The sequence below is a fragment of the Pseudoalteromonas sp. C2R02 genome (assembly GCF_018860845.1).
Lineage (GTDB): Bacteria > Pseudomonadota > Gammaproteobacteria > Enterobacterales > Alteromonadaceae > Pseudoalteromonas.
In genome coordinates this window covers 78,156-100,388 of sequence record NZ_JAHKQC010000044.1, presented here as the reverse complement: position 1 = coordinate 100,388, position 22,233 = coordinate 78,156, and the positions used below count along the sequence as shown (strand labels likewise).

The 22,233-nt window shown below is 34.1% G+C and carries 17 protein-coding genes and 1 pseudogene; 8 read left to right on the top strand and 10 right to left on the bottom strand.

All coding sequences use genetic code 11. The features are described 5' to 3' along the window. Nucleotides 1-2: 2 nt before the first annotated feature. On the bottom strand, nucleotides 3-1,538 hold the full coding sequence (locus KO527_RS21960; RefSeq protein ID WP_216042379.1) for a PAS domain-containing methyl-accepting chemotaxis protein: 1,536 nt from the start codon (nucleotides 1,536-1,538) through the stop codon (nucleotides 3-5). Nucleotides 1,539-2,792: 1,254 nt separating this feature from the next. Then, entirely contained in the window at nucleotides 2,793-5,417 is a 2,625-nt protein-coding gene (locus KO527_RS21955) for a TonB-dependent receptor (RefSeq protein ID WP_252733979.1), read from the bottom strand. A 190-nt stretch (nucleotides 5,418-5,607) separates the two neighbouring features. Between KO527_RS21955 and KO527_RS21950 the strand changes: the two genes are divergently transcribed. Beyond that, a complete protein-coding gene (locus KO527_RS21950) occupies nucleotides 5,608-7,734 on the top strand; it encodes a winged helix-turn-helix domain-containing protein (protein ID WP_216042378.1) in 2,127 nt (708 codons plus the stop codon). Nucleotides 7,735-7,773: 39 nt separating this feature from the next. On the opposite strand, the gene KO527_RS21945 is transcribed toward KO527_RS21950, so the two are convergent. Then, nucleotides 7,774-8,169 carry a YMGG-like glycine zipper-containing protein gene (locus KO527_RS21945; RefSeq protein ID WP_216042377.1) on the bottom strand — a complete coding sequence of 132 codons (396 nt, stop codon included), beginning with the start codon at nucleotides 8,167-8,169 and terminating at the stop codon, nucleotides 7,774-7,776. Nucleotides 8,170-8,354: 185 nt separating this feature from the next. Here KO527_RS21945 and KO527_RS21940 point away from each other — a divergent pair, with 185 nt between their 5' ends. Both KO527_RS21940 and KO527_RS21935 read left to right on the top strand, forming a co-directional pair. Continuing rightward, the gene (locus KO527_RS21940; protein WP_252733975.1) at nucleotides 8,355-8,741 is read left to right on the top strand and encodes a GNAT family N-acetyltransferase; all 387 of its coding nucleotides are present in this window, start codon (nucleotides 8,355-8,357) and stop codon (nucleotides 8,739-8,741) included. Between the two features lie 110 nt (nucleotides 8,742-8,851). After that, nucleotides 8,852-9,217 carry a hypothetical protein gene (locus KO527_RS21935; protein WP_216042376.1) on the top strand — a complete coding sequence of 122 codons (366 nt, stop codon included), beginning with the start codon at nucleotides 8,852-8,854 and terminating at the stop codon, nucleotides 9,215-9,217. Nucleotides 9,218-9,350: 133 nt separating this feature from the next. Here KO527_RS21935 and KO527_RS21930 read toward each other — a convergent pair whose 3' ends face one another. Beyond that, on the bottom strand, nucleotides 9,351-9,878 hold the full coding sequence (locus KO527_RS21930) for a hypothetical protein (RefSeq protein WP_216042375.1): 528 nt from the start codon (nucleotides 9,876-9,878) through the stop codon (nucleotides 9,351-9,353). A 241-nt stretch (nucleotides 9,879-10,119) separates the two neighbouring features. Here KO527_RS21930 and KO527_RS21925 point away from each other — a divergent pair, with 241 nt between their 5' ends. Next, the gene (locus KO527_RS21925) at nucleotides 10,120-11,442 is read left to right on the top strand and encodes an amidohydrolase (protein ID WP_216042374.1); all 1,323 of its coding nucleotides are present in this window, start codon (nucleotides 10,120-10,122) and stop codon (nucleotides 11,440-11,442) included. A gap of 116 nt (nucleotides 11,443-11,558) precedes the next feature. Continuing rightward, nucleotides 11,559-12,476 (top strand): HDOD domain-containing protein, encoded by a 918-nt coding sequence (locus KO527_RS21920; RefSeq protein WP_216042373.1) that lies wholly within the window; start codon nucleotides 11,559-11,561, stop codon nucleotides 12,474-12,476. A gap of 21 nt (nucleotides 12,477-12,497) precedes the next feature. On the opposite strand, the gene cutA is transcribed toward KO527_RS21920, so the two are convergent. The 3 genes and pseudogenes from cutA to KO527_RS21905 form a co-directional block, all read right to left on the bottom strand. After that, nucleotides 12,498-12,809: a divalent-cation tolerance protein CutA gene (cutA, locus tag KO527_RS21915; RefSeq protein ID WP_216042372.1), complete on the bottom strand. Its 312-nt coding sequence runs from the start codon at nucleotides 12,807-12,809 to the stop codon at nucleotides 12,498-12,500. Between the two features lie 205 nt (nucleotides 12,810-13,014). Continuing rightward, a pseudogene (locus KO527_RS21910) lies at nucleotides 13,015-13,903 on the bottom strand (NAD(P)-dependent oxidoreductase). 250 nt (nucleotides 13,904-14,153) lie between these two features. Further along, on the bottom strand, nucleotides 14,154-16,307 hold the full coding sequence (locus KO527_RS21905; protein ID WP_216042371.1) for a TonB-dependent receptor: 2,154 nt from the start codon (nucleotides 16,305-16,307) through the stop codon (nucleotides 14,154-14,156). Nucleotides 16,308-16,472: 165 nt separating this feature from the next. Between KO527_RS21905 and KO527_RS21900 the strand changes: the two genes are divergently transcribed. The 3 genes from KO527_RS21900 (at nucleotide 16,473) to KO527_RS26335 (ending at nucleotide 19,689) form a co-directional block, all read left to right on the top strand. Continuing rightward, nucleotides 16,473-17,174 carry a response regulator transcription factor gene (locus KO527_RS21900; protein WP_216042370.1) on the top strand — a complete coding sequence of 234 codons (702 nt, stop codon included), beginning with the start codon at nucleotides 16,473-16,475 and terminating at the stop codon, nucleotides 17,172-17,174. 1 nt (nucleotide 17,175) lies between these two features. After that, the gene (locus KO527_RS21895; RefSeq protein ID WP_216042369.1) at nucleotides 17,176-18,915 is read left to right on the top strand and encodes a HAMP domain-containing sensor histidine kinase; all 1,740 of its coding nucleotides are present in this window, start codon (nucleotides 17,176-17,178) and stop codon (nucleotides 18,913-18,915) included. 162 nt (nucleotides 18,916-19,077) lie between these two features. After that, the gene (locus KO527_RS26335) at nucleotides 19,078-19,689 is read left to right on the top strand and encodes a M23 family metallopeptidase (protein WP_216042368.1); all 612 of its coding nucleotides are present in this window, start codon (nucleotides 19,078-19,080) and stop codon (nucleotides 19,687-19,689) included. A gap of 50 nt (nucleotides 19,690-19,739) precedes the next feature. Here the strand turns inward: KO527_RS26335 and KO527_RS21885 are convergent, their stop codons facing one another. From KO527_RS21885 to KO527_RS21875, 3 genes are all read right to left on the bottom strand, one after another. Further along, complete coding sequence (locus KO527_RS21885) at nucleotides 19,740-20,087, bottom strand: hypothetical protein (RefSeq protein WP_252733973.1); 348 nt, start codon at nucleotides 20,085-20,087, stop codon at nucleotides 19,740-19,742. Nucleotides 20,088-20,208: 121 nt separating this feature from the next. After that, entirely contained in the window at nucleotides 20,209-20,961 is a 753-nt protein-coding gene (locus KO527_RS21880) for a sterol desaturase family protein (RefSeq protein WP_252733972.1), read from the bottom strand. Nucleotides 20,962-21,150: 189 nt separating this feature from the next. Then, nucleotides 21,151-22,122, bottom strand: coding sequence for an aldo/keto reductase (locus KO527_RS21875; RefSeq protein ID WP_216042366.1), 972 nt, complete (start codon nucleotides 22,120-22,122; stop codon nucleotides 21,151-21,153). Nucleotides 22,123-22,233 lie beyond the last annotated feature (111 nt).

Sequence of the window (22,233 nt, the reverse complement as noted above, 5' to 3'; positions counted from 1 at the left end):
ATTTACCTAAATGTTGTCGACAGGTTATGTAATTCATTAACACTAATGGTAACTTGCTCACCCAATATATTGACTTGAGATACGATTTCAGTATTTTGATAGGAAATATCTCTGATCACATGGACACTCTGATTTATTTGATCAGCCACCACACTTTGCTCTTCTGCAGCGGTCGCTATTTGCGATGTTAAATCGTTAAGGTTATTCATAACAGTTATCACACCTTGCATTTCTTGATTGGCGTTAGTTGATTCCTGCTGGGACTGTTTCGCTTTATCTTGGCTTGCTAACATCAATTGCTGCCATTGGGATAATGTAGTTTGTAAACCAACAACAGAATCTTGAATTTGCCCAGTCGCCTCTTGCGTTCTACTTGCTAGTGAACGAACCTCATCGGCTACAACAGCAAAACCCCGACCTTGCTCTCCCGCACGAGCAGCTTCAATTGCAGCGTTTAGTGCAAGTAAATTTGTTTGATCGGCGATGCCTTGTATTTCAGTCATGATACTCGATATATGTGTCACATCTGTTACTAAAGAATCAGCTTTACTTGCCGCTTCACCAACCTCTTGAGCAAGAGATGTGGCACTTTGATGTGTATTTTCAATGACACCGATAGCTGTATTACATCTACTTTGAACATCATTCACATTCTCAAACGCAATTGTTGTATTTTTACTGACTTCTTCTATCGTAGCACTCATTTGGGTGATAGCTGTAGCCAATTGGTCTAAGTGTGAATTCTCTTCTTGAAGGCCATTGAGCGCTGTTGATGAATTCGCTTCAAGGTCATCTGCAATCACTTTTAATTGGTCACTTTGATCTTTTGAACGACCTAATATTGTGGTGATTTTGGCTTGTAATAAGTGCTTAGGATAATCTAACAAGCCTGTTAAACCTTTTCCTGAGAAAACCAGTCTAGATGGGCTATCAAATTCTTTTGAGACTTGTTTGGTAAAAGCGCTTAAAGGTAAAGATAAGTTAGCGAACAACGCAAATATACACGTAATAAAAACGAAAAATAGTACCGTAGAAATAATGCTTTGAGAAAATGAAAATATAGCAAAACCAAATAGCAAGGTAAGGATAGCTGAAATTGATACTCTATGTTTTGTCGGTAATGTAAAACCTGCACTTTTGTTGCTATTTAACTTGTCGTATAGATTTTTAGCTAAGCTGATATGCTTTTGACTTGGTTTATTTCTAACAGATTGATAACCGATAACTCTGTTAGCATCATATACAGGCGTCACATACGCATCAACCCAGTAATAACCGCCATTTTTACATCTATTTTTGACCATGCCTCGCCATGAATCATCACGCTTTAACTTGGACCATAAATCAGAAAAAGCCGCTTTAGGCATATCTGGATGGCGAACAATATTATGATGTTGTCCTATGAGTTCTTCTTTTGCATACCCTGATATTTTACAAAAATGTTCGTTCACATAAGTAATGATCCCACTCGTATCAGTGACTGAAACTAGTTGTTCATTTTCTGAAAATGTTACTTCCTGTTGTGATGACATTGCCATGTTATCAATTTTCCTTTTAGAAATGGTTTGCTATCCCGTATAACAAACCACAATCAACGACGCAGTGATTGATTGCATATAATTACAAAGGTGTTGTCTTTTTAGGTAAACTAGATAATTAAATGTAACTATCTCTTTAACAAAATAAAATCACACAAGAACACCTAAACCCTTGATTAAAGGGTATATTACATATTACGAATCTCATCGTATATAGTAGTAAAGTATTGGTTATTGGTAAAAACCATAAATTTATTAAGGTTAATATTACACAGTTATGTTTTGTGGTACATAAAGCGTATTTAGAAGGAAAAGAAATAAAGGTAAAAAAGGAACTTTCAAAAGTTACTCAACTTTGATTCCGACATAAAAGCGACGAACACTTTGATACATTTGTTAAATCCTATTTTGTAAGTTCGAATTTGTTCAACCTTGTATCAAAAATTCAGGGGTCTATTGTCGATAAGTAATAATTTTGTAGGAGAGATTTTGCCTTTCGATGGTAAAAAGTACGACTGAAGTCGAACCTACAAACCAAAGCGCAGATGATGGATGCAAAAACGGTGTTAAACCTTAGATTCGATTAAAACAGCGCTTTTTCTATATTATTTTTCACTTAGTGCTTTCTTTTCAAAATTCAGCTCTCTAATACTCAGCTCTGATACCAACATAAAAACGACGACCATTTTGATATAAACCCGATTGAGAGTTGCGTAATGATTTTTAATACAGCTAATACTCAGCTCTGACGCCAACATAAAAACGACGACCATTTTGGTATAAACCCGATTGAGAATTGCGTAATGATTTTAAATACAGCTAATACTCAGCTCTGACACCAACATAAAAACGACGACCATTTTGATATAAACCCGATTGAGAGTTGCGTAATGATTTTAAATACAGCTAATACTCAGCTCTGACACCAACATAAAAACGACGACCATTTTGGTATAGACCCGATTGAGAGTTGCGTAATGACTTTAAATACAGCTAATACTCAGCTCTGACACCAACATAAAAACGACGACCATTTTGATATAAACCCGATTGAGAGTTGCGTAATGATTTTAAATACAGCTAATACTCAGCTCTGACACCAATATAAAAACGACGATCATTTTGGTATAGACCCGATTGAGAGTTGCGTAATGATTTTAAATACAGCTAATACTCAGCTCTGACACCAACATAAAAACGACGACCATTTTGATATAAACCCGATTGAGAGTTGCGTAATGATTTTAAATACAGCTAATACTCAGCTCTGACACCAACATAAAAACGACGACCATTTTGGTATAAACCAACAGGCGCGTAGTGATTCCTTTCGTAAATGTAAGTCATTTCATTATTTAAATTTATACCTTCAACAACTAAAGAAAAATGCTCATTAAGGCTAAAAGAAATATTAGCATCTAACTGTCCAAAGTTATCTGTTATTTGCTCGCCAATGCCAGTGGCAAACTCTGTTCTATAGTTGTATGACAACCGAGAGCTAAATGATGCATTTTCAAAATATCCTGTAATATTAAAAGTATGTTTAGAGGTACCTGGCACATAATCATTTAAGCTACTTGCATGGCGAGTACCATCAACAAAGGTATAATTTGTAATAAGTCCCAACCCATATAATATTTCTTTTTGAAAGCTTAACTCTAAACCCCTAAGCATACCGCCAGCACCATTTTCAGGGCGATCTATTGTCATTAAAATGCCTTCGTGCATTTCTTGATGGCGTATAATTTCAATAAATGAAGTGACATCTTTACTAAATACAGCAGCTGAAAATAAGCCAGCATCTTCAAAGTACCATTCAAAAGCAGCATCATATTGATTCGCACGGTATGGGTCTAACTGTGGATTACCACCTTGCCCTTGTGCTTGCGTGACATTGTAATTAGTAGAGGGCATTAGGTGATGATATTGTGCTCGTGCCATCACACTCGCCGCAGAAAATCTTAGCTGCATATCTGGCGTTAAATCAAAATTAAAATTAATGCTTGGTAAAAAATCATTATAGTTTTTATCTGTTTCTTGCCAAATAAAGTTATCGTTTAAATCACCTGGTGAAGCGATTCTTTTATAAGCAGCTGCGACTTGATATGTATTTACAAACCTAAAACCAAAATTGGCATTATAGCGATCACCATCTAAGTTAACTTTTGTATAAATGGCACTCGTTTGCTCTTTAATATCAAAGCGACTGGCTTTCTCATCTATGCGTATAAAGTTAAAATCTTGATATTCTAAATTTAACTGTGATGTATTAGCATAAGCGTAACTTTTTAGGGTATCTTGATTACCAATACCAGATAAATAATCTTCAGGCATATGCGCTGAAAAATCAGCTAATGTCCAGTTCAAATCATCTTTTATATTCTTATAATTACCATTAATAGAGCGGTAGCGAATAAACTCTCTTTGATGTTGCCTAAACTTACCACCAAATTTAATCGCGCTGATCACACTATGATCAATTGGACGTTCAAAATCACCTTGAAAATACCACTCTTGATCTTGCGAATCTAATGAGTCTTGTCTTACTTGAGATATAAACCAAGCAGATGAGTCTGTTGGTGAAACGTCATAATCTGTTTTAATGTTTTTAAAATCTCTGGTATCAACTGAAAAAGCGGTATTTGCTGACCATTGAGAAGTATTATCTTCACTGGTACCACCGGTCGCTTTTGTAAAACCAATTTGATATTGATTATGCCAAAGGGTGTTTTGGTGACTTAATTGCAAATTAATGCTTGAAGTATCTATTTGAGAATTACGCCATATCGCTTCCATTGAAGTATTATATGGCCTTACATTATCAGCAGATACTTTAGAGTAGGTAGCTGAAGCTAACGTATTATCAATAATTTCATAATCACTTACAGATCCACCGCCCGCATATACATTATTTGGCTGCCACAAAAAGTTTTGATTGGTATTGTCAGCATCTAAAACAGAATAAAGCGCATCAAGTTTAAAGTGCCAATCTAATGAAGGTTGATATTCAAGGCTGATAGTAGCACTTGTACGTTTTCGTTGTTGTTGAAAAACGGCTGAACCACCGCCACTAGGCGTCCATATATTTGTAAGATCTGCCTTTGCGATATTTGTGGGTGCTAAATTGCCTTGTTCATTAATATTATAGTTTTCATCATGCCAACCCCAAGACTCTAACCCATCGCGCCGTAAACTACGTTCTTGATGAGTAAAAGTAACTAACATACCTAAGTTATGGGCATCATTATGCCAATTATATAAAGTTGAAAATTGTGGATCAAACTTATCCGACAAATCATTATATTGATATTGTAATGTCGCTATAAACTTATCATCATCAGTACTTAATGGCTGATGGGTTTTGATATTGATAGAGCCTCCTAAAGAGCCTTCATCTTGATCTGCTTGCGGTGTTTTAATGACTTCCAAAATAGATACTAGCTCGGCGGGTAACATAGTGAAATTAAAGCCGCGATTTGGTTGTGAAGAAATCCACCAATCTGCCGATGCGATATTTTGATTATTTAAATATGTTTTATTTTGACCAGGTGTTGTTCCTCGTACACCAATGCGTTCACCTTCACCCATTACGCGCGTTAATGAAATACCAGTGACCCTTTGTAATGATTCTGCTACATTTTTATCTGGAAATTTACCGATTTCATCAGCACTTATCACATCAGAAATAGACCCTGACGCACGTTTATTACTCAACGACCTGACAACGCTGTCATGAACCCCCCTAATTTGAATCGTTTCTAAGATATTTTCTGATGGCGTGCTTTTAGATGAAGTCTCTTTTTGACTAGCAAACAAATAAAATGAAAAAGACATACAAATCATATAGATAAAAGCATATAAATAGGTTGGTAACTTCATCGTTGTATCGCCTCTTTAATTGTCATTTGAACTCATCTTAAACGCTTTCATTTTTATTAATTATAAGTGCTTGTTTTTAATGTTAGAATTTATTGATATGAAAACGGAACAAGCTTAAAATAAACGCTTGACCATAATACTCTGTGTTTAGCCAATTAACCAGTCGATAACGAATGTAATATTTTTGGATGTGTTTATTAACTTATCAAACCAAGTCAAACTAAATGACATTGAGGTTGATTTTGCAGCTTTAAAATTGCGAATCGACAAGGTTTGGTATGGCGTAGAAGCAAAACAAATCACATTATTAAAATTGTTATTCGACAACTATGGCCAAGCAATTTCTCGCGATAAGATAATGCAAGAAATTTGGCCTGATGTCATTGTTAGCGATAACTCTGTTAGTCAACTCATCACTCAGTTACGTAAAACATTACAAGATGACAAAGGCACACCAAAATTCATAAAAACAGTACCTCGCATCGGTTATCAATTAATTGCCCATATCTCTACAAAGCAAAAAGAAAAGCCAGCAACAATAAATAAATCTACTTTAGCTATTTTCATGTCACTCGGTTTATTTATGGGCCTAGCACTTAGCTATTTTTGGCACTTATTAACCTTAGAAACACCACAAGAGAGTAACTACAGCTATCAAAGTCGATTAACGTCAGTTCCGGGTGCCGAAGTATTTTTACGTTACTCTCCCAATGGCAGATATCTCGCTTTTAGCCAGACTGCAAACAATCGCAGCCAAATGGATTTAGTTATATATGATGCTCAAAGCAAAGCCCTGCATTCAATAAAAAGCTCAGGTTACAGTGAACAAGCCCCTGTATGGTCGCCCGATGGTAAGTGGCTAGCTTATTATCGTCATGATCCTATTAGTTGTACCATTCGTATTATGTCGGTAAGCAATCCTGTAGAAACTTGGCGTTTAAGCCCTGATTTTCATATGGCTGACTGCCAACCAGGCTTTAGAAGAAGTAAAATTCACTGGCCAGTTCAATCAACCCTATATACCAGTGAATGGCATGATGATGCGCCAAAACTAGTTGAAATCACTTTAAATTTGAGTACGTACCCGCAAGAAAAAGACCGTGAAATACTCAATCAATATCAGCCGATTGAAATGGATATCAATGCAAAGCAAAACATGCTGATAGTGCAAAAGAAAAACCAAGCATTTGAACTGAGTAAAGTCGATTTAAAAACACATAGTTCAGTACTATTATTACAATCAAAACAAGTATTTTGGGGTGTGAATTGGGATTTAGCACACACAGGGTTTTGGATTGGCAACGAAGCTTTAAGGCACTTTAGTAATGCTGATAATATGCAATTAATACATCAACCCGCTGGATTTATAGCTGATCTAGCAATAAATCCCATAACAGGGGATGTTGCTCATAGCGAAGGTATGGCAAGTGTTAATTTATACGACTTAACCTTAACAGATTTTGAAAAACAAACTAACGATAACCGGTTGCAACTATCTTCTTCTGCACGCCTAGATGTATTACCAGCAATATCCGATGATGGTTTACAAACAGCTTTTGTATCTTATCAAAGGCGTGGACTTGATGGCTTTCGTTATATCGAAATTTGGTTAAAGCACAAACAAAAAAAAGCAGCGACAGTACTGGCAAACTTACCAGAAAATATCACGGTCAGTTATTTATTATGGTCACCAAGCGGAGATAACTTATTAGTTGCCGACACAGAGCATAATATTTATTTGATCAATACATTTTCGCGTAAACTCGTTCCTATTATTTCTGGATTTCAAGATTTAGAAAAAGTTCAGTGGTCAAAAGATAGCCGAAAAGTATTTTTTAATGCTAAAAATTCAAACAATAATTGGCAAAAATGGGCTTACGACTTACAGCTAACCAGTAATTATTTGCACAAGGAAGATTTAACGCTTAATGATGAAAAAGAAATGAGCTTGAATGAAATCAAAGCACTTAACCCATCATTCACACACTATAGAAAAATAATACATAGTTATTTAGCTAACAATATTGATGACTTTATTATATTAGATGCCTTGCCTTCTTCAATTCATTTATATCGACCGGCAGTAACTGATATTGGTATTTATTATGTATTACAGCAAGGTCACAAACTATATTTGTATTTTTACCTATTTGAAACAAAAGAAAATAAAGAGATAAGCCAAATAGGCTTTTACGAGCATGATATAAATGTGCCTTTAACTGTTTCAAGCTCTAAAGATGCAAAACATGTGGTTTATTCTCGTGTTGAAGGTGTTGAAATGGATATTGTATTACACACAAAAAAAGCAGAGCTTTAACTCTACTATTTTAATGCGTGTTCACAGTGATATAAGGCGCTATCCAAGTACACGGTAGCCTCGACCTCTCAAACAGTTTCTTATTACATGCTCTTTTTTATGCTCAGCTCTTTGACCGCCTTTAACAGAGCCTGTTACCGCGCCAACACCTGCTCCTTGTCCGGCAGTTGTGCTATTACCAATTATAGCACCAAGCACAGCGCCAGTAACCGCGCCCACAGTACCATGTTTTGCCGCAGATTCACCTGTACTAACTTGATTGGCATAAGTTTGGCATTCAGATAAGTCTTTTTCATAAACAGCAATATCAATGCCTTTGGTATCAACGATTGGTGTTCTATCTGCACAACCTATAATAAATATAGATAAAGTGATTAATATTGCTTTTATGATAAATTGAGGAAGTAGATAAGTAAGGAAATTAATATGTTTCATCGCAAAGATCCTAATTCATAGAATATAACGGTTTCATTAGTTAATATAAACTTAGTTCAGTAAACTGAACCGAAACTGAATAAATATCGAACTGACTAAGAATGGAAGTAAAACAAATGGAAATCGTGACGCTAGACCCAACAACAAACCAAGTTCAATAAATAATTAAAGACATTGATAACTTAATGAACTCTCTTTACCCGCAAGAGAGCAATCAGCTTCTTTCTATTGAAGAACTTAAAAAAGACAATGTACACTTTATAGGAGTCGTTAAAGATAAAAATATCCTGGGATGTGGTGCAATAGTAAATAAACACAATGACGATATTTATGGTGAACTTAAACGAATTTATGTAAAAGAAGCGTACCGAGGACAAGGGATTCCAAAAACTATTCTTAATGTATTAATAGATCATGCTAAAAAACAGAAATTGCCTCTTATTCGACTGGAAGCAGGTATTAAACAACCTGAAGCTTTGAGTTTATATAAAAAGATAGGGTTTCAAGAACGTAATGAATTCGGTAGCTACCAATATGATCCTTTAAGTATTTATATGGAACTCAAAATTTGAAGCTATAAATGATACATGAATAGACTATACTGGATTAAACAGACCCTTTTATATTCACTCTTGGTTTAAATAAGTTAAAAGTATCATTGCTGGTTTTTTAAGGAGAAACGATGAATAAAATAGCACTTTTCATTTTTGTTATTGCTATTTCAGCTGCGATTTCGGCATGCTCCGTTTCTCCTGATGCATTACGAAGAACGATACCCATGCTTGATACTTCAAGTCCACATAATTCTGAGCTTGTATCTAAGTGTATTTTTAACGGCTGGGGTAACAAACACAATCTAAAAAGTGACTACAAACCAACAATGTTTGGTCATACTGTAACTTTGCATATTAATGATAAACTGGCTCATATAATCGACATATCAAATACTCTGCAAGGTAGTACTACAATCGTTTATTCAAATATTAATGCTTTAGGGAATAAACCATCATTAAAAATAATGAAAGAGTGTCATCCTAAAATAAAATAGTCCCATTGATAAGACACTTACATTTAATTGAACAAAGAATTTAAAGAAACAAAACGAATAAAGAAAATGTATTTAAAATACTGTAAACCCCCTTTACTTTAACCATTAATGAGACTTTTTCCCGTCTAAGAATCTAACACTTATTATTATCAATTTTACTATACTCAAAAGGCAGTTCATTTGAAGTTTCCCATTGATATTGTGTAATTATTTTTTCATATGTCTTATCTGATTCGATCATACTGAAATAAATAGATAACTCTTTTTTTCTATAATCAACTAACTCATCAGCTAAAGAAATTGCAGCTAATATAGTCGACATCAATAATACAGCACCAAAGTTACATTCAAGGGTTTCGTCAGAATGAATTAAATAATCTAAAAGATGATCGACACTTGCTTTAAATGTGCTGATACCAGCATCTCGCATAAACAAACTTAGTTCTGACTGACCAAATTTCTGTTCTAATAAATTAGCCCTAAATAAAAATATAATAGCTGCCTCGACATTAGAATCAGCCAAGCGAAATAATTTAGCATCTAGCGATAATGGTAAGTATTCTAAAGCAATTAACAAGGAGTCTGTTTTTACAGTACCATCTTCATATAAAGTCGGCACTTGCCTTTTAGGATTAAGAGTCAATAAAGCGTCTGATGACATTTAATCCCAAGTTAAAATATGCTCTTCATGTTTAACATTATATGTATTTAATAACCATTTTAGGCTTCGAGAAAAAGGCGAGTCATATACTCAAATAAGTTTAATCATAATGTTTTTTACTTAAAAAATTTAATATTGAGAGCTATTAAACTATCAAGTAAATATCCTAAACTGAAGAAAAAAGTGGGTGACAAAATTTCAGCTAAATTACATACTGGACAAAATAATAAGAGATAAAATTATGAAAAAATCATTATTAGCTGCAGTTATGCTATCAGCAATCAGCTTTCAGACGCTATCTTCTGACTTTATAAAGCAATCTATATCCACAGATTATGATAAAAAATTATCTAATTTATTTGTTCACTTCCATAAAAACCCAGAACTCAGTAACTTAGAGCATAAAACATCAGCTCTGTTAGCTAAAGAGCTCTCATCTCAGGGCTTTGAAGTGACAACTAAAGTGGGTGGTACTGGTGTTGTAGCGATATTAAAAAATGGTGATGGTCCACTGGTTATGATGCGCGCAGATATGGACGCTCTGCCAGTTGAAGAAAAATCAGGACTACCATATGCATCAAAAGTCACTCAAATCAGTCCTATAACAGGCAAAAGAGTCCCTGTAATGCATGCTTGTGGCCATGATGTTCACATCACCAGCTTAGTTGGTACCGCGCGTTTGATGGCAAAAATGAAAGATAAGTGGTCAGGCACTTTAATGTTGATAGGTCAACCAGCTGAAGAAGTTGGTCCAGGCGCTAAAGGCATGATGGACGATAATTTATGGCAAAGGTTCGGTACACCAGATTATGCGTTAGCATTTCATGTAGAAGCCCAAGGAAAAGCAGGCGTAGTTAATGTGCTCGAAGGTTCTCCTTATGCGGGTGTCGATTCAGTAGATATTATTGTACATGGTATAGGAGCACATGGTGCATCACCCCATAGTGGCAAAGATCCTGTTTATATTGCCAGTCAAATCGTTGTTGCACTACAGTCATTAGTTTCAAGAGAATTAGCGCCAAGGGAACCTGGCGTAGTTACCGTTGGTTCATTTCATTCAGGCACAAAACATAATATTATTTCTGATAAAGCACATTTACAACTAACGGTTCGTAATACTAATGAAGCAACTAAAAAGAAACTTTTAGATGGTATAAAACGCATTGCAATTAATATGGGTAGAGTAGCGGGATTACCTGAAGATAAACTTCCTGAAGTCACTGTTTCTGATATGTCTTTACCACCAACAGTAAATGATAAAACCTTAGCACGGAGACTAAAAGCTGTATGGCAGAACAAAATGGGCGATAACTTTGTTGTCAGCGAACCTCCAAAGGGAATGGGAGCAGAAGACTTTCCATTTTTTACGACAGTTCCCATGATTCCAAGTGTATATTTTAAAGTAGGCGGTACACCTGAAGCAGACTTCGTAAGAGCAACTAATGGGGGCCCTGCAGTGCCTAGTCATCATTCACCTCTTTTTAAAATATCTCCTGCGCCAGCAATAAAAAGTGGGGTTGAAGCAACCGTTCATGCTTTATTAGAACTTTTCGATAAAAAGTAGGGCATTAATAAATTTAAAATAAAGCAGTCAATTTTTTAACTGCTTTATTGTTTAATTACCTGTAATCACTTCTATACTTTAATAAAAGTACTATCAGCTTGAATTAAGGTAGATTAGTGAGAAATAAAATAATAAATATGCCAGATACCATTATTTTCGACATCATGTTTGAAAACATGCCCATTCGAAATGAAAATATGAGTATTTTAGAGTCTAATATTATAAATCAACTGAATAATCTACTAAAAGAAAGAGAGCAAATAAGCCAATATATTACTTCTTTACCTCAAATTGCCGCACAGCTATTAATTGAATTAGAAAATGAAGAAACCGATTTTATAAAAATAGAATCGATTCTAAATAAAGATCCTATTTTAGCAGCAAAAGTACTTTCTATTGTTAATAGTGCTTATTACAAACATACAAGTCAGCCCATCACTAACCTTTTAAAAGCAATTTCTATTTTAGGCTTAGATTGCATTATATCAATACTGATGCCAGTGCTATTAAAAGGGGTTTTTAATATTAATTTATATCACTTTAAATTATTTGGTTCAGTAATTTGGCAACATTCCTTAGAAACAGCTGTTTTATGTCAAACTTTAAGTAAAGACCAAAAAGAGATCAGCCAATTTCACTGTTACCTTATGGGTTTAGTTCATGACTTAGGAAAAGTTGTTGCTTTTCAATGCATCAGTCAAAATCTGACTGATACAAAAGAGGCACCAAATATAGGCAGTGATTGCTTTAAACAAGCATTATCTCAATGCTCTTTAGGGCTCTCTATCCAAACCGCAATATTATGGCAATTACCCAAAGAGGTGATTAAATCTTTAGAGCTACAAGTAACTAATAAAACTAACGATTTAGCCAGCATACTGCATTTAGCAAATAAAATAAGTGAAGCTAATTTAATGATAGAAAATAACCATATGACATTACTTCGCGCTATTGAATTGATCATCAATGATGATATTAGCAAGGCTCAAGTAACACAGTGCTTAAACAAACTAATGGATTTGCCACCGCTATAAAAAGCCTTACTTATAATGAAATTACTTTACAACTTCATCAATCCACTTAAAAAACTTTTCATTCCCCTGCTGGATATCTAAAGCGATTAATTCAGGTACTTCATAGGGGTGATATTCTGAAATTAATAATGATAATTCATCAAAGTGTTTAGTTAACCCTTTGATCAACATTAACACTTCATTATCCGTTTCAACCTTTCCTTGCCAAGCGTAAATAGACGTGATGCCAGGTAAAATATTGACACACGCAGCGAGTTTATTTTCAATAATCTGTTTTGCAATATTATTAGCTGTTTCTAAATCTGGGCAAGTGCATAAAGTAGCTTGATACATTTTAAACTCCTTAAAATTAATAGCAGTGATAATCTAAATAACTCATTTTTATCAGAATCATCGCCTTAACTTACACAAAGAGAATCTAATGTTAGTAGATATGATTATTTTCATCTGAAACTCACCTATCAAGCTTTGTATTTTTTGAGTTTAGTAAAACTCTGCCTAAGCGCCAGATATATTGTTCAAATAGATAACTAACAGACTACTTTTCAGCTTTAGGCTTTAAGACAGGAAGTACTTCTGCAGACTCATTATCTAACATATCAAATACACTTTGATATCCATATTTTGGTCGCCAATTTAACTCCTTTTGCGCCAAACTTGAGTCATAAACCTATCTAAGCTTTTAGGTAAAGACCAACCTCTGACATCAAAATCCTCAACTAAATCTGGTGTATATTCACGTAAAATATTATTCGTATTATTAAGTAGGTTTTGACAACATCCTTTATTAAATGGTGTATTGCCAGATATAATAAAACGCTGAAAACCAGCTAAACGTTTTACAATCGCACAAGCATGAGCACTCGCGACATCTCGTGCATCAATGCCACGAGATAAACGATATACCGCCATTAAATCTGCAGGTTCAGGAAAACAGCGAGACATTTGCAGTACCGTAACGGGTAATCCATTATCTTCAGAGATTTTCTCTAGTATTTTTTCAGCTTTAATTTTAGTTTTGTGATAAATCGTTTTAGGCTGTGGTATTACTTTTTCATCTATCCAACCAGCAACACCTTTAGGTGTGGATGCGAAACCATATAAAGCTGTGGTACTGGTAAATATAAAATGTTCAATACCATGCTTAACAGCCTCTAATGCTAAGTTTTGAGTCGCTTTTACATTTATATTTTCAAATTCATTAACTGATTTTATCCCTATATGGGGCGCATGTAGTGCAGCACAGTGAATGGCCACATCTACGCCACTCAAGGCCTTGTTCAAAAAATTCTCATCGCGAATATCTCCAACAAAATCCATTGTTGAGCAAGGTGTTATATCACTCCTATAACCTCGTGCTCTTTCATCAGATTAATATATATTGCACGGCCTACACGACCTGCGGTCCCAGTAATTAAAATTTTCAATCTGATAGCCTATTTTTACAAAAATTTAGTAATTGATGATTTGATATATGTAATGCGAATTACATGTAATATCTGCCTTTGTATACAAAAGCCCCTAAAGATACAAGCATAATAAAGAAAGTTAAAAATTGATCATGAATGCTCATTTAGCATAACTTATTTAAGATAGGTCATTGACATAGATAAAAGCGCAATTACGCGCTTTTTTTATAAATCAAGTTAACTTTTTTACTATCCATGATTATAAAAATTAAAACTGTCCTGTTAATGTGAGGGAGAATCTCGGTGCGCGCTCATTTGCTCTTTGCTCCTGCCTTAAAAAATCACTCTGAGTAAACAAACCTGTATGGCGGGTTTTATTTACTGTGTATTTATCATGAAGTAAATTATCGCCTTTAAGGCGTACTTTAAGGTTTTTACTTACTTGATAATCAATAAAAGCATTAGCTGATATTTTAGTATCAACATTGCCTTGATAATCATAGTAATAAAATTCATAACGGCTTTTATCATCTAAAGTTAAGCTAAACGAAAGACCTGGCAGTACTTCATTTTGGCTTAATTTTACATTCCACTCATTTTGATTCACTCTTTCAATAGGTGATTTTTTACCAGTGAAAGGGTGGATCATTTCGCTGTCTCTCCAAGTGTAATTAGCACTAATTAAAGTATTATTAAGTCCGAACGCTTCTAAACCAAAGTTGGTATCTAATTTAACGCCATATTCTTTTGCGCTATCAATGTTACCATCGCCAGAGCGCTTAGATAGCAATACTTCGTTAATTAAATCACTGATTTTATGGTAGTAGGGCGTAAATGTAATACTGCCATTGGTTTGTTGCCATTGTTTTTCAAAACCGACTGAAAACTCATCTCGTACTTCAGGTTTTAAATCAGGATTAGCCTCCTCAAGTCGCGATTCAAAACTGTCAAACCAAGGCACAAAATCTTTTAGATTAAGCTGACTTACAGTGCGTTCGTAGTTAAAACGCACTTGATAGATGTCATCCAAGTCATATCTGATGTTTAACCTAGGTTTTAAATAGTTAAATGTACGAGATGCATCACTTTTTGCATTTTTTAACGTGTCTGTGATCAGTGATAAGTCCGTCTCAACATCGATAGTTGAACGCTCATATATTAATGATGATTGCAAATTTAAAGCGGACGAAATAGCAAAGTTATAATTACTAAAAGCTTCATATCGTGTTTCTTGAATATCATTTAATTCAGTAGAATGATAAGGCTCATTTGATTGACTGATAAACTGTAATTTTTCATCGTATTGATTAATTGCGACTTCGACACCTGAGTCAAAACTATGTTTAGTATTTAATTGATGGCGCCAATTGGTGCGTAATACATTTTCTTTTGAAGTATAAATGCGTGGCAACTGATAGTCTGGTTTAAATTCATTGTCACCGATTGCTTTACTATGCCAAATTTTATCGTCAGAGTCTGATTTATTACTAATAAATAATAGTTTTAATTGATTATCATCATTAAGTTCATGAGTAAGATCACCACTTATCTCCCAAGTATCTCTTTCCCAATCGTAAAGTAGCGCTTTATTTTCCGTTGGATCAGTATTTATATACTCAATATCATTATTGATCGTGGCATCAACATGAATCTTTTCAAAAATGGCATTGAGTTGAATCGAAGTAGTATCAGAATATTGATATTCTAACTTGGTCGATAATTGTGTTGATTTATATAAGTTTTCACGTACTCGAGTATTAGTTTGTGTATGAATTTGTTCTTGTGAAGCAAACTCTTCTATAGAGCTCAATTCTGTGGGATTAACCGAATAGGTTAAGCCTATTCTATACTTTAGATTATCGAGGCCTGAGCTATAAATAAATGACCCTTTAGTTTGGCGTGATATATCAGCGGTTTTTACTGAGCTAAGAGTCCATAAAATGGAAGATTCAATGTTTAGTTTTAATACAACATTTATGATTAAGCCATCACTTTGTACATCTAAGTCAGATCTAGTTCCACGTATCAGTTCAATATAATCAACATCTTTTGCTTGAATATTATCAAGTTCTTGGGACAGACTATTTTCTTTGCCTGATACTCGCTTACTATTAATTAAGATTTGATCGCCTGCAGAACCAAACCCACGGTTTTGTGAGGTGCTGTTCATTGAATTTAATAAACTATTAGCACCAGGTGTGTTTTCTAAAATGTCATATAAAGTTTGAGGCTCAAAGACCATAAAGAAGTTGGCATCGTATTTATCCGTATTTGATGTATCAGTATGCGACTCATTAGCACAACTGACATTTGAAAACCCCAATAAAAGAGGACCTGTACTAAACAGCATACAGGATAAAATAGCGCGCCGAATAGCTGAGCGTTTAAAAAGATGACGAGATTGAGTATCACTGTTTATCATTGTTAGATCCCTTTTATTAAATTCAAGGGTATCTTAGTCAGTAAATGACAGTGCAAATAGGCATGAAAAGTAAAAATAACAGTAGGAAACTTTTACAAAACTTTGCATTAGAGATTAAAAAAATCATGATATAGTTTCACTGATTAAGCAAAGGATTTGAAAAATATGAGTATTAAACCAACACTTCTGATCGTTGAAGATGAACCTAGCATTTTACGTGGGTTAACCGATCTCTTTGTATTTCACGGGTTTGAAGTAGAAAGTGAAATGGATGGTCAAAACGGTTTAAATCGCGCTTTAAATGGTCAATATAGTTGTATTATTTTAGATGTAATGCTGCCGTCAATGAGCGGTTTTGAAATATGTAATGCGATAAGACAACAATCTCAAGTTCAGCCTATTTTAATGTTAACGGCTAAAAATGCTGAAGAAGATATCATTAACGGCCTCACTTTAGGTGCTGACGACTACCTTGCAAAACCTTTCTCAACTTCCGAATTAGTATTAAGAGTCACTGCTTTAATTAGACGTTCAGGTTTATCTGGCAATGACCATAAACTGACTATTGGTGATAATGTCAGTATATGCACACAAAAATTAACTGGGGTTTCTTATAAACAAGAAGTGCGTTATACCCGCCGAGAAGTCACCATTTTAACTTATTTAAATCAGCAAAAAAAACCTGTGTCACGTGATGAATTACTCAGAGAAGTCTGGGGCTATAAATCAACTGAACATATAGATACACGCACTGTAGATATTCATATTGCTAAAATACGTAAAAAAATTGAAAGCGACCCTAAGATGCCAGAACACTTAGTTACTTTAAGAGGGGAGGGATACCAGCTATTTAGCTGTCAGTCTTAATATGAAACAATTATTTTCAGACAAACGTTTATTAAATTATCAACAACGTGTAAATCGATTACGCTGTTTTACTTTAATCTTTTTAATTTTGGTATTAGTGCCTATCTGTATGGTTTTTTATCAAGGGCTTAATCTAATTGAGAAAGATCAATTAATTAAATCCCAAAGAAAATCTGATACAGTCACATACGCAATAAATAAAAGATTATTTAAACGAGCTGTGTATGAAAATGCAATTAGCCCACTTGCATTTAACTATTACCAGCACAGCTACAACCCTGAAAGTAAACAGGTGACACGTTTTGTATCAGAGCTTGCAACAATCAATTACAGTGAGCGAAGCCCTGGCCTAATTGGTTATTTTCAAATAGATCAAAACGGTCAGTTTAACAGCCCTATCTGGCCAGATATCATAGCTCAATCTGAAGATTTAAAAAGTGATACTGAATACAATAAAAACAAAATATTAGCTGATAAGTTGTTTAAAATTACAGCTCGTTCAAATGATTTAAAAAAATTGATAGATACAAAACTTCCGGATTTAAATGAGAGATTTTTTCTTTTTTCAGATGTACCAGATTATTTGATTTTTTATCGTATTGTAGAGCTGAATCAAAAACATAAACTGCAAGGTTTTGTGATTAATATTGATGAATTTTTAAGTAGTCGCATTCTAAGAGTATTAGGTATGCTTCAACTGGATCATCCGCTTTCAGTTAAACTTGAACCCAATACCGCGTATACAACAAAATCTTATTTTGTAGCGAATGTTAATCAACAAGGTAAAACACAAGCCAGCCAAATTAGGGAGTTAAACCCAGAATTACACCCAATTTTCATAAGCCAACATGAGTTAAATTGGCCTTTTAAAGGCTATAAAATTACTTATTCAACAAAAAGTTTTTCATTACCATCCACTGCCATTTACAGCATAAGCTTAATGTGCTTTTTAATGATAGGTATTGTTTTAGCTTGTATTGGTTTTTATCGTATTGGTGTAAAGCAACTGAAATTAGCAGACCAAAGGCTAAACTTTGTCTCTTCAGTAAGCCATGAGCTAAAAACACCTTTGACATCTATTCGTATGTATTCAGAAATGCTCAAATCTGGCATGGTGCCCTCAGAAGACTATAAAGCAGAATATTATGAGTTTATCCATAGTGAAAGTGAACGCTTATCTCGCTTAATAGACAATATATTGCAACTTTCAAAATTGAGTCAACCACAACACAGTGTTGATCCGCATTATACTAAGCTCAGCATTTTAACTGATATTATTCGTTCAAAAGTTTCATCATTATTAGTTAACAATGATTTTCAGTTAAATATATCTAGTGACTTTGAACAACCAGACAAAGTATTGTTATTAGTTGATATCGATGCATTTTCTCAAGTTGTGATCAATATAACTGATAACGCGGTTAAGTTTTTTGATAACGAATTAATAAATGATATCAATAGACAAAAATTAGACTTTATTTTTAAAACAGATCCTAAAAATAAAGATCAAATACTGATGGAAATTCGTGATTACGGAACAGGTATTAGTGCCGAACAACAAAATAAAATTTTTGAGCTATTTTATCGCGGAGGCAGTGAATTAACACGCTCTACCCAGGGCACAGGTATAGGTTTGGCCTTAGTAAATGAGCTGGTACTAGCACAGCAAGGCACAATTGAAGTACAGAGAATGACCCCTGGACTATCAATGAAAATGAGTTTTAAGCAAAAGTCATTGTAAGCTTTTAACTGCCGATAATCTGTACCAACTTTGGCTTTTTTAATATTAGAAAAGCCAAAGTAAAATACATAAAATAAAATCCATAAACTGCATTTTTTATCACTCTTTAAACCTTTATTTAAATCTCAGCGACTAACTTAATTAAAAAGAGAGGTGAAATATATGAAAAAGCAATTATTTATAACAACTTTATTATTGGCGATATCTTCAACTGCTTGCTCTAAACCAGAGATTGATTGTGCCGTATTTCCAACACAACAAGATACACCGTATTTATTACCTTATAAAATAGGCACCAGCCACACGGTATTCGCATCAACTGAACATTATCGTAAATCAAATCATGGTGTTGGTTTGTATGCGGTTGATTTCCCGATGCCAATAGGAACAAAAGTGCTAGCAGCAAGAGCTGGCAAAGTTGTTAGTATTAGAGAGCACTTTAAAGATGGCAATAATATCGATTTAGAAGAAAACTACGTTTTCATCAAACATGATGATGGTACGATCGCAAGGTATTTTCATTTAACGCATAATGGCGCATTAGTAGAGCAAGGTGATATCGTAAAAGCGGGTGATGTTATAGGCTTAAGTGGTAATACAGGTGAAAGTACCGGTCCTCATTTACATTTTGATGTACAAAAATGTGGACCTAATCTTCCACCTAACTATAACCAATTACCCTGTGGTCAAACTGTACCAGTCACTTTTAAAAATACACACAAACATCAATGTGGTGTAAAAGCCGGTATAAAATACTCTGCAACAAAATTATGATGAGCTAAAAGGTATGTTTATACCTTTTATTTAATCTATTAATAAAGCATTTAAGGTTTGATTAAACTTTGGTTGATTTTATATTGCATATAAATCACATGAAAAAGAGAAGTGATATAAGGATTAAGCCAATCTTTATCACCCTTATTTGCACCAATGATAATATTGATACGATTTCGCACCTTGATGATCCAAGTAACATCTAAAATACTTGAAATAATATGAATCACTAAATGACTTTTAAATATAAGTGGATCATCAAAGTTAATTAAACCATAAATCAAGCTAACAAAAGAAAAGCTGAAAAATGAAATGGTAACAAAAATAAATACCTTTGATATATTAAGTTCTGTATTGTGATTAATGACTTTAGAGAAAAAATAAAGTTTATAAATCAAATAACAGCCTAAAGTCAAAATACAAAGAATCAGCGTTTTTGCTACTGAGTCTGCCTTAAATATTTTTGAATTATTATGGTACATTTTTACCTTTTAGTAAGTTAACTAATTAACGATTAAATTATGTATTGTGGCTTTTATTATGTGTTTTTAAGAGTTTATCCCAAAATTGATTTACAAAGCCAAAATTTACATTGCCAACCAAATGATGCGTGCTGTGATGATGTGTATAGCTGTTAAACACGCGACTAAACAAAATAGAGCGTTTAAGTTGCAAGTTTGAATGCAAAATCATGGTAAATAATACGCCTAAAATATGAAACGCAAAGATAATACTGAGATGAACATTAAATAAAAGCATAAATAAAGGCGCACTCATACTAATGAAAAAAGCTTCTATTGGATGAACACTAAATGCACTCCATGGTGAAACTCTTATTGATTTATGATGCACTGCATGCGCTTTTCTCAATAACTTGGTATGTAATAACCGGTGAACAAAATAAGAGTAGGTTTCGTAAAAAATCGTAAATACCAACACTTCAATACACATTTGAATTATTGAGTCAGGTAATACACCTTCAAATAATACGCGCGCTATGAGACTCACTACAGAAAAAACAATACATGCAATCACGCCATGTTTTATTTCTTGGGCTTTTTGACCTTTTTTAAAAGGGCGATCATCAATAAATTGCGCAAAAACATTATTTTTTGTGACTTTTTTAGAAATTATTTCAATACTTAACGCCAACACAAAATAAATAACAAGGTTACTTATTAGCGACATGAGAAATGCAATATAAATACTAGTTTGGATCCAAAATTCAAACAGAAAAATAACATTCTCTGCAATATCAGAAATATTTAACATACTTACCTAGTAAAGTTAACGAGCGAACACGATAGTTCGATTAACTTACAGCGACTTATTAATAAAGGTACAGTATCCAAGATTCAATTATGATTCAATCAATTACTTGCTTTTGTATCTCTATTTTCGCTTTAGAGCTATAAAGCAACTCTGAACTTAATTAATAAACTCAGAGCGCTTAATTTATTCTTAAGGCAATTTAGCTCCGCGCGCTAATATATATATCTGATACCATTGCTCACGGGTTAACTTAATTGCTAATGCTTGTTTACAAGCACTAATACGTTGAATATTTGTTGAGCCAATAACAGGCTGAACGGCGCTTGGGTGACGCAGTAACCAAGCAAGTACGATAGATTCTGGTGAAGTATTATATACATCAGCGAGTGTTTTAATGTACTCAGCTGTACGCTGTATGCCGATTGGTTCTTTTGAGATATCTTTGCCACTGAATAACCCTTGGCTTAAGCTACCCCAAGATTGAATTTGCATATCATTTCTACGTGCGTACTCTAAGGTACCACTCGTAAAGTTAACATGCGAGCCATCAGGGTTTCCTGCAAACACCCCTTCTTCAAGCCAATTTAAATTGGTTAAGCTAAGCTCTAGTTGATTAACGATAAGCGGTTGCTCTATTGCTTGTGCTAAATATGCAGCTTGTGAAATATGCATATTAGACAAGCCAAAATACTTCACTTTTCCGCTTGCTTTTAAATCAGCAAAAGCTTGCGCTATTTCCTCAGGATCCATTAAGGGATCAGGTCTATGGAGTACTAACACATCAAGGTATTCTGTATTTAAACGCGCCAAAATATTATTTGTAGATTCGCAGATCCATTCACCTGATAAATCATAGCGGGCAGGGCCACTTTTATCTTCAAACCTAATGCCACACTTAGATTGAATGATCATATTCTCTCTTAATGATGGATTTTCTTTTAATACCTTACCAAAAACTTGTTCAGCCTTACCAAACTGATAAATATCAGCATGATCAAAAAAATTAATTTGAGAATCTAAAACATGTTCAATGACTTGATGTGCTTGCATGAAGTCTTTTTGCGTTAATGGATCTTTGTTCCAGCTTCCGCCTAAGCCCATGCAGCCATAAACTAGCTCACTCGCATGAGGTAAATATTGATGAATAGGTAATTTTTTCATGATATGCCTTTGTTATTTCAATAACCGTATTTTAAAGGCGATATTTATCTTTATCAGCTAACAATAATGAATTCACTATTCGGTATATCAAACTATAATAAGTGAATTAGC

Coding starts and splice junctions, on each gene's coding strand:
- KO527_RS21960 (WP_216042379.1), bottom strand. CDS start 1,538: ATGGCAATGTCATCACAACAGGAAGTAACATTTTCAGAAAATGAACAA.
- KO527_RS21955 (WP_252733979.1), bottom strand. CDS start 5,417: ATGAAGTTACCAACCTATTTATATGCTTTTATCTATATGATTTGTATG.
- KO527_RS21945 (WP_216042377.1), bottom strand. CDS start 8,169: ATGAAACATATTAATTTCCTTACTTATCTACTTCCTCAATTTATCATA.
- KO527_RS21940 (WP_252733975.1), top strand. CDS start 8,355: ATGAACTCTCTTTACCCGCAAGAGAGCAATCAGCTTCTTTCTATTGAA.
- KO527_RS21935 (WP_216042376.1), top strand. CDS start 8,852: ATGAATAAAATAGCACTTTTCATTTTTGTTATTGCTATTTCAGCTGCG.
- KO527_RS21930 (WP_216042375.1), bottom strand. CDS start 9,878: ATGTCATCAGACGCTTTATTGACTCTTAATCCTAAAAGGCAAGTGCCG.
- KO527_RS21925 (WP_216042374.1), top strand. CDS start 10,120: ATGAAAAAATCATTATTAGCTGCAGTTATGCTATCAGCAATCAGCTTT.
- cutA (WP_216042372.1), bottom strand. CDS start 12,809: ATGTATCAAGCTACTTTATGCACTTGCCCAGATTTAGAAACAGCTAAT.
- KO527_RS21905 (WP_216042371.1), bottom strand. CDS start 16,307: ATGATAAACAGTGATACTCAATCTCGTCATCTTTTTAAACGCTCAGCT.
- KO527_RS21900 (WP_216042370.1), top strand. CDS start 16,473: ATGAGTATTAAACCAACACTTCTGATCGTTGAAGATGAACCTAGCATT.
- KO527_RS21895 (WP_216042369.1), top strand. CDS start 17,176: ATGAAACAATTATTTTCAGACAAACGTTTATTAAATTATCAACAACGT.
- KO527_RS26335 (WP_216042368.1), top strand. CDS start 19,078: ATGAAAAAGCAATTATTTATAACAACTTTATTATTGGCGATATCTTCA.
- KO527_RS21880 (WP_252733972.1), bottom strand. CDS start 20,961: ATGTTAAATATTTCTGATATTGCAGAGAATGTTATTTTTCTGTTTGAA.
- KO527_RS21875 (WP_216042366.1), bottom strand. CDS start 22,122: ATGAAAAAATTACCTATTCATCAATATTTACCTCATGCGAGTGAGCTA.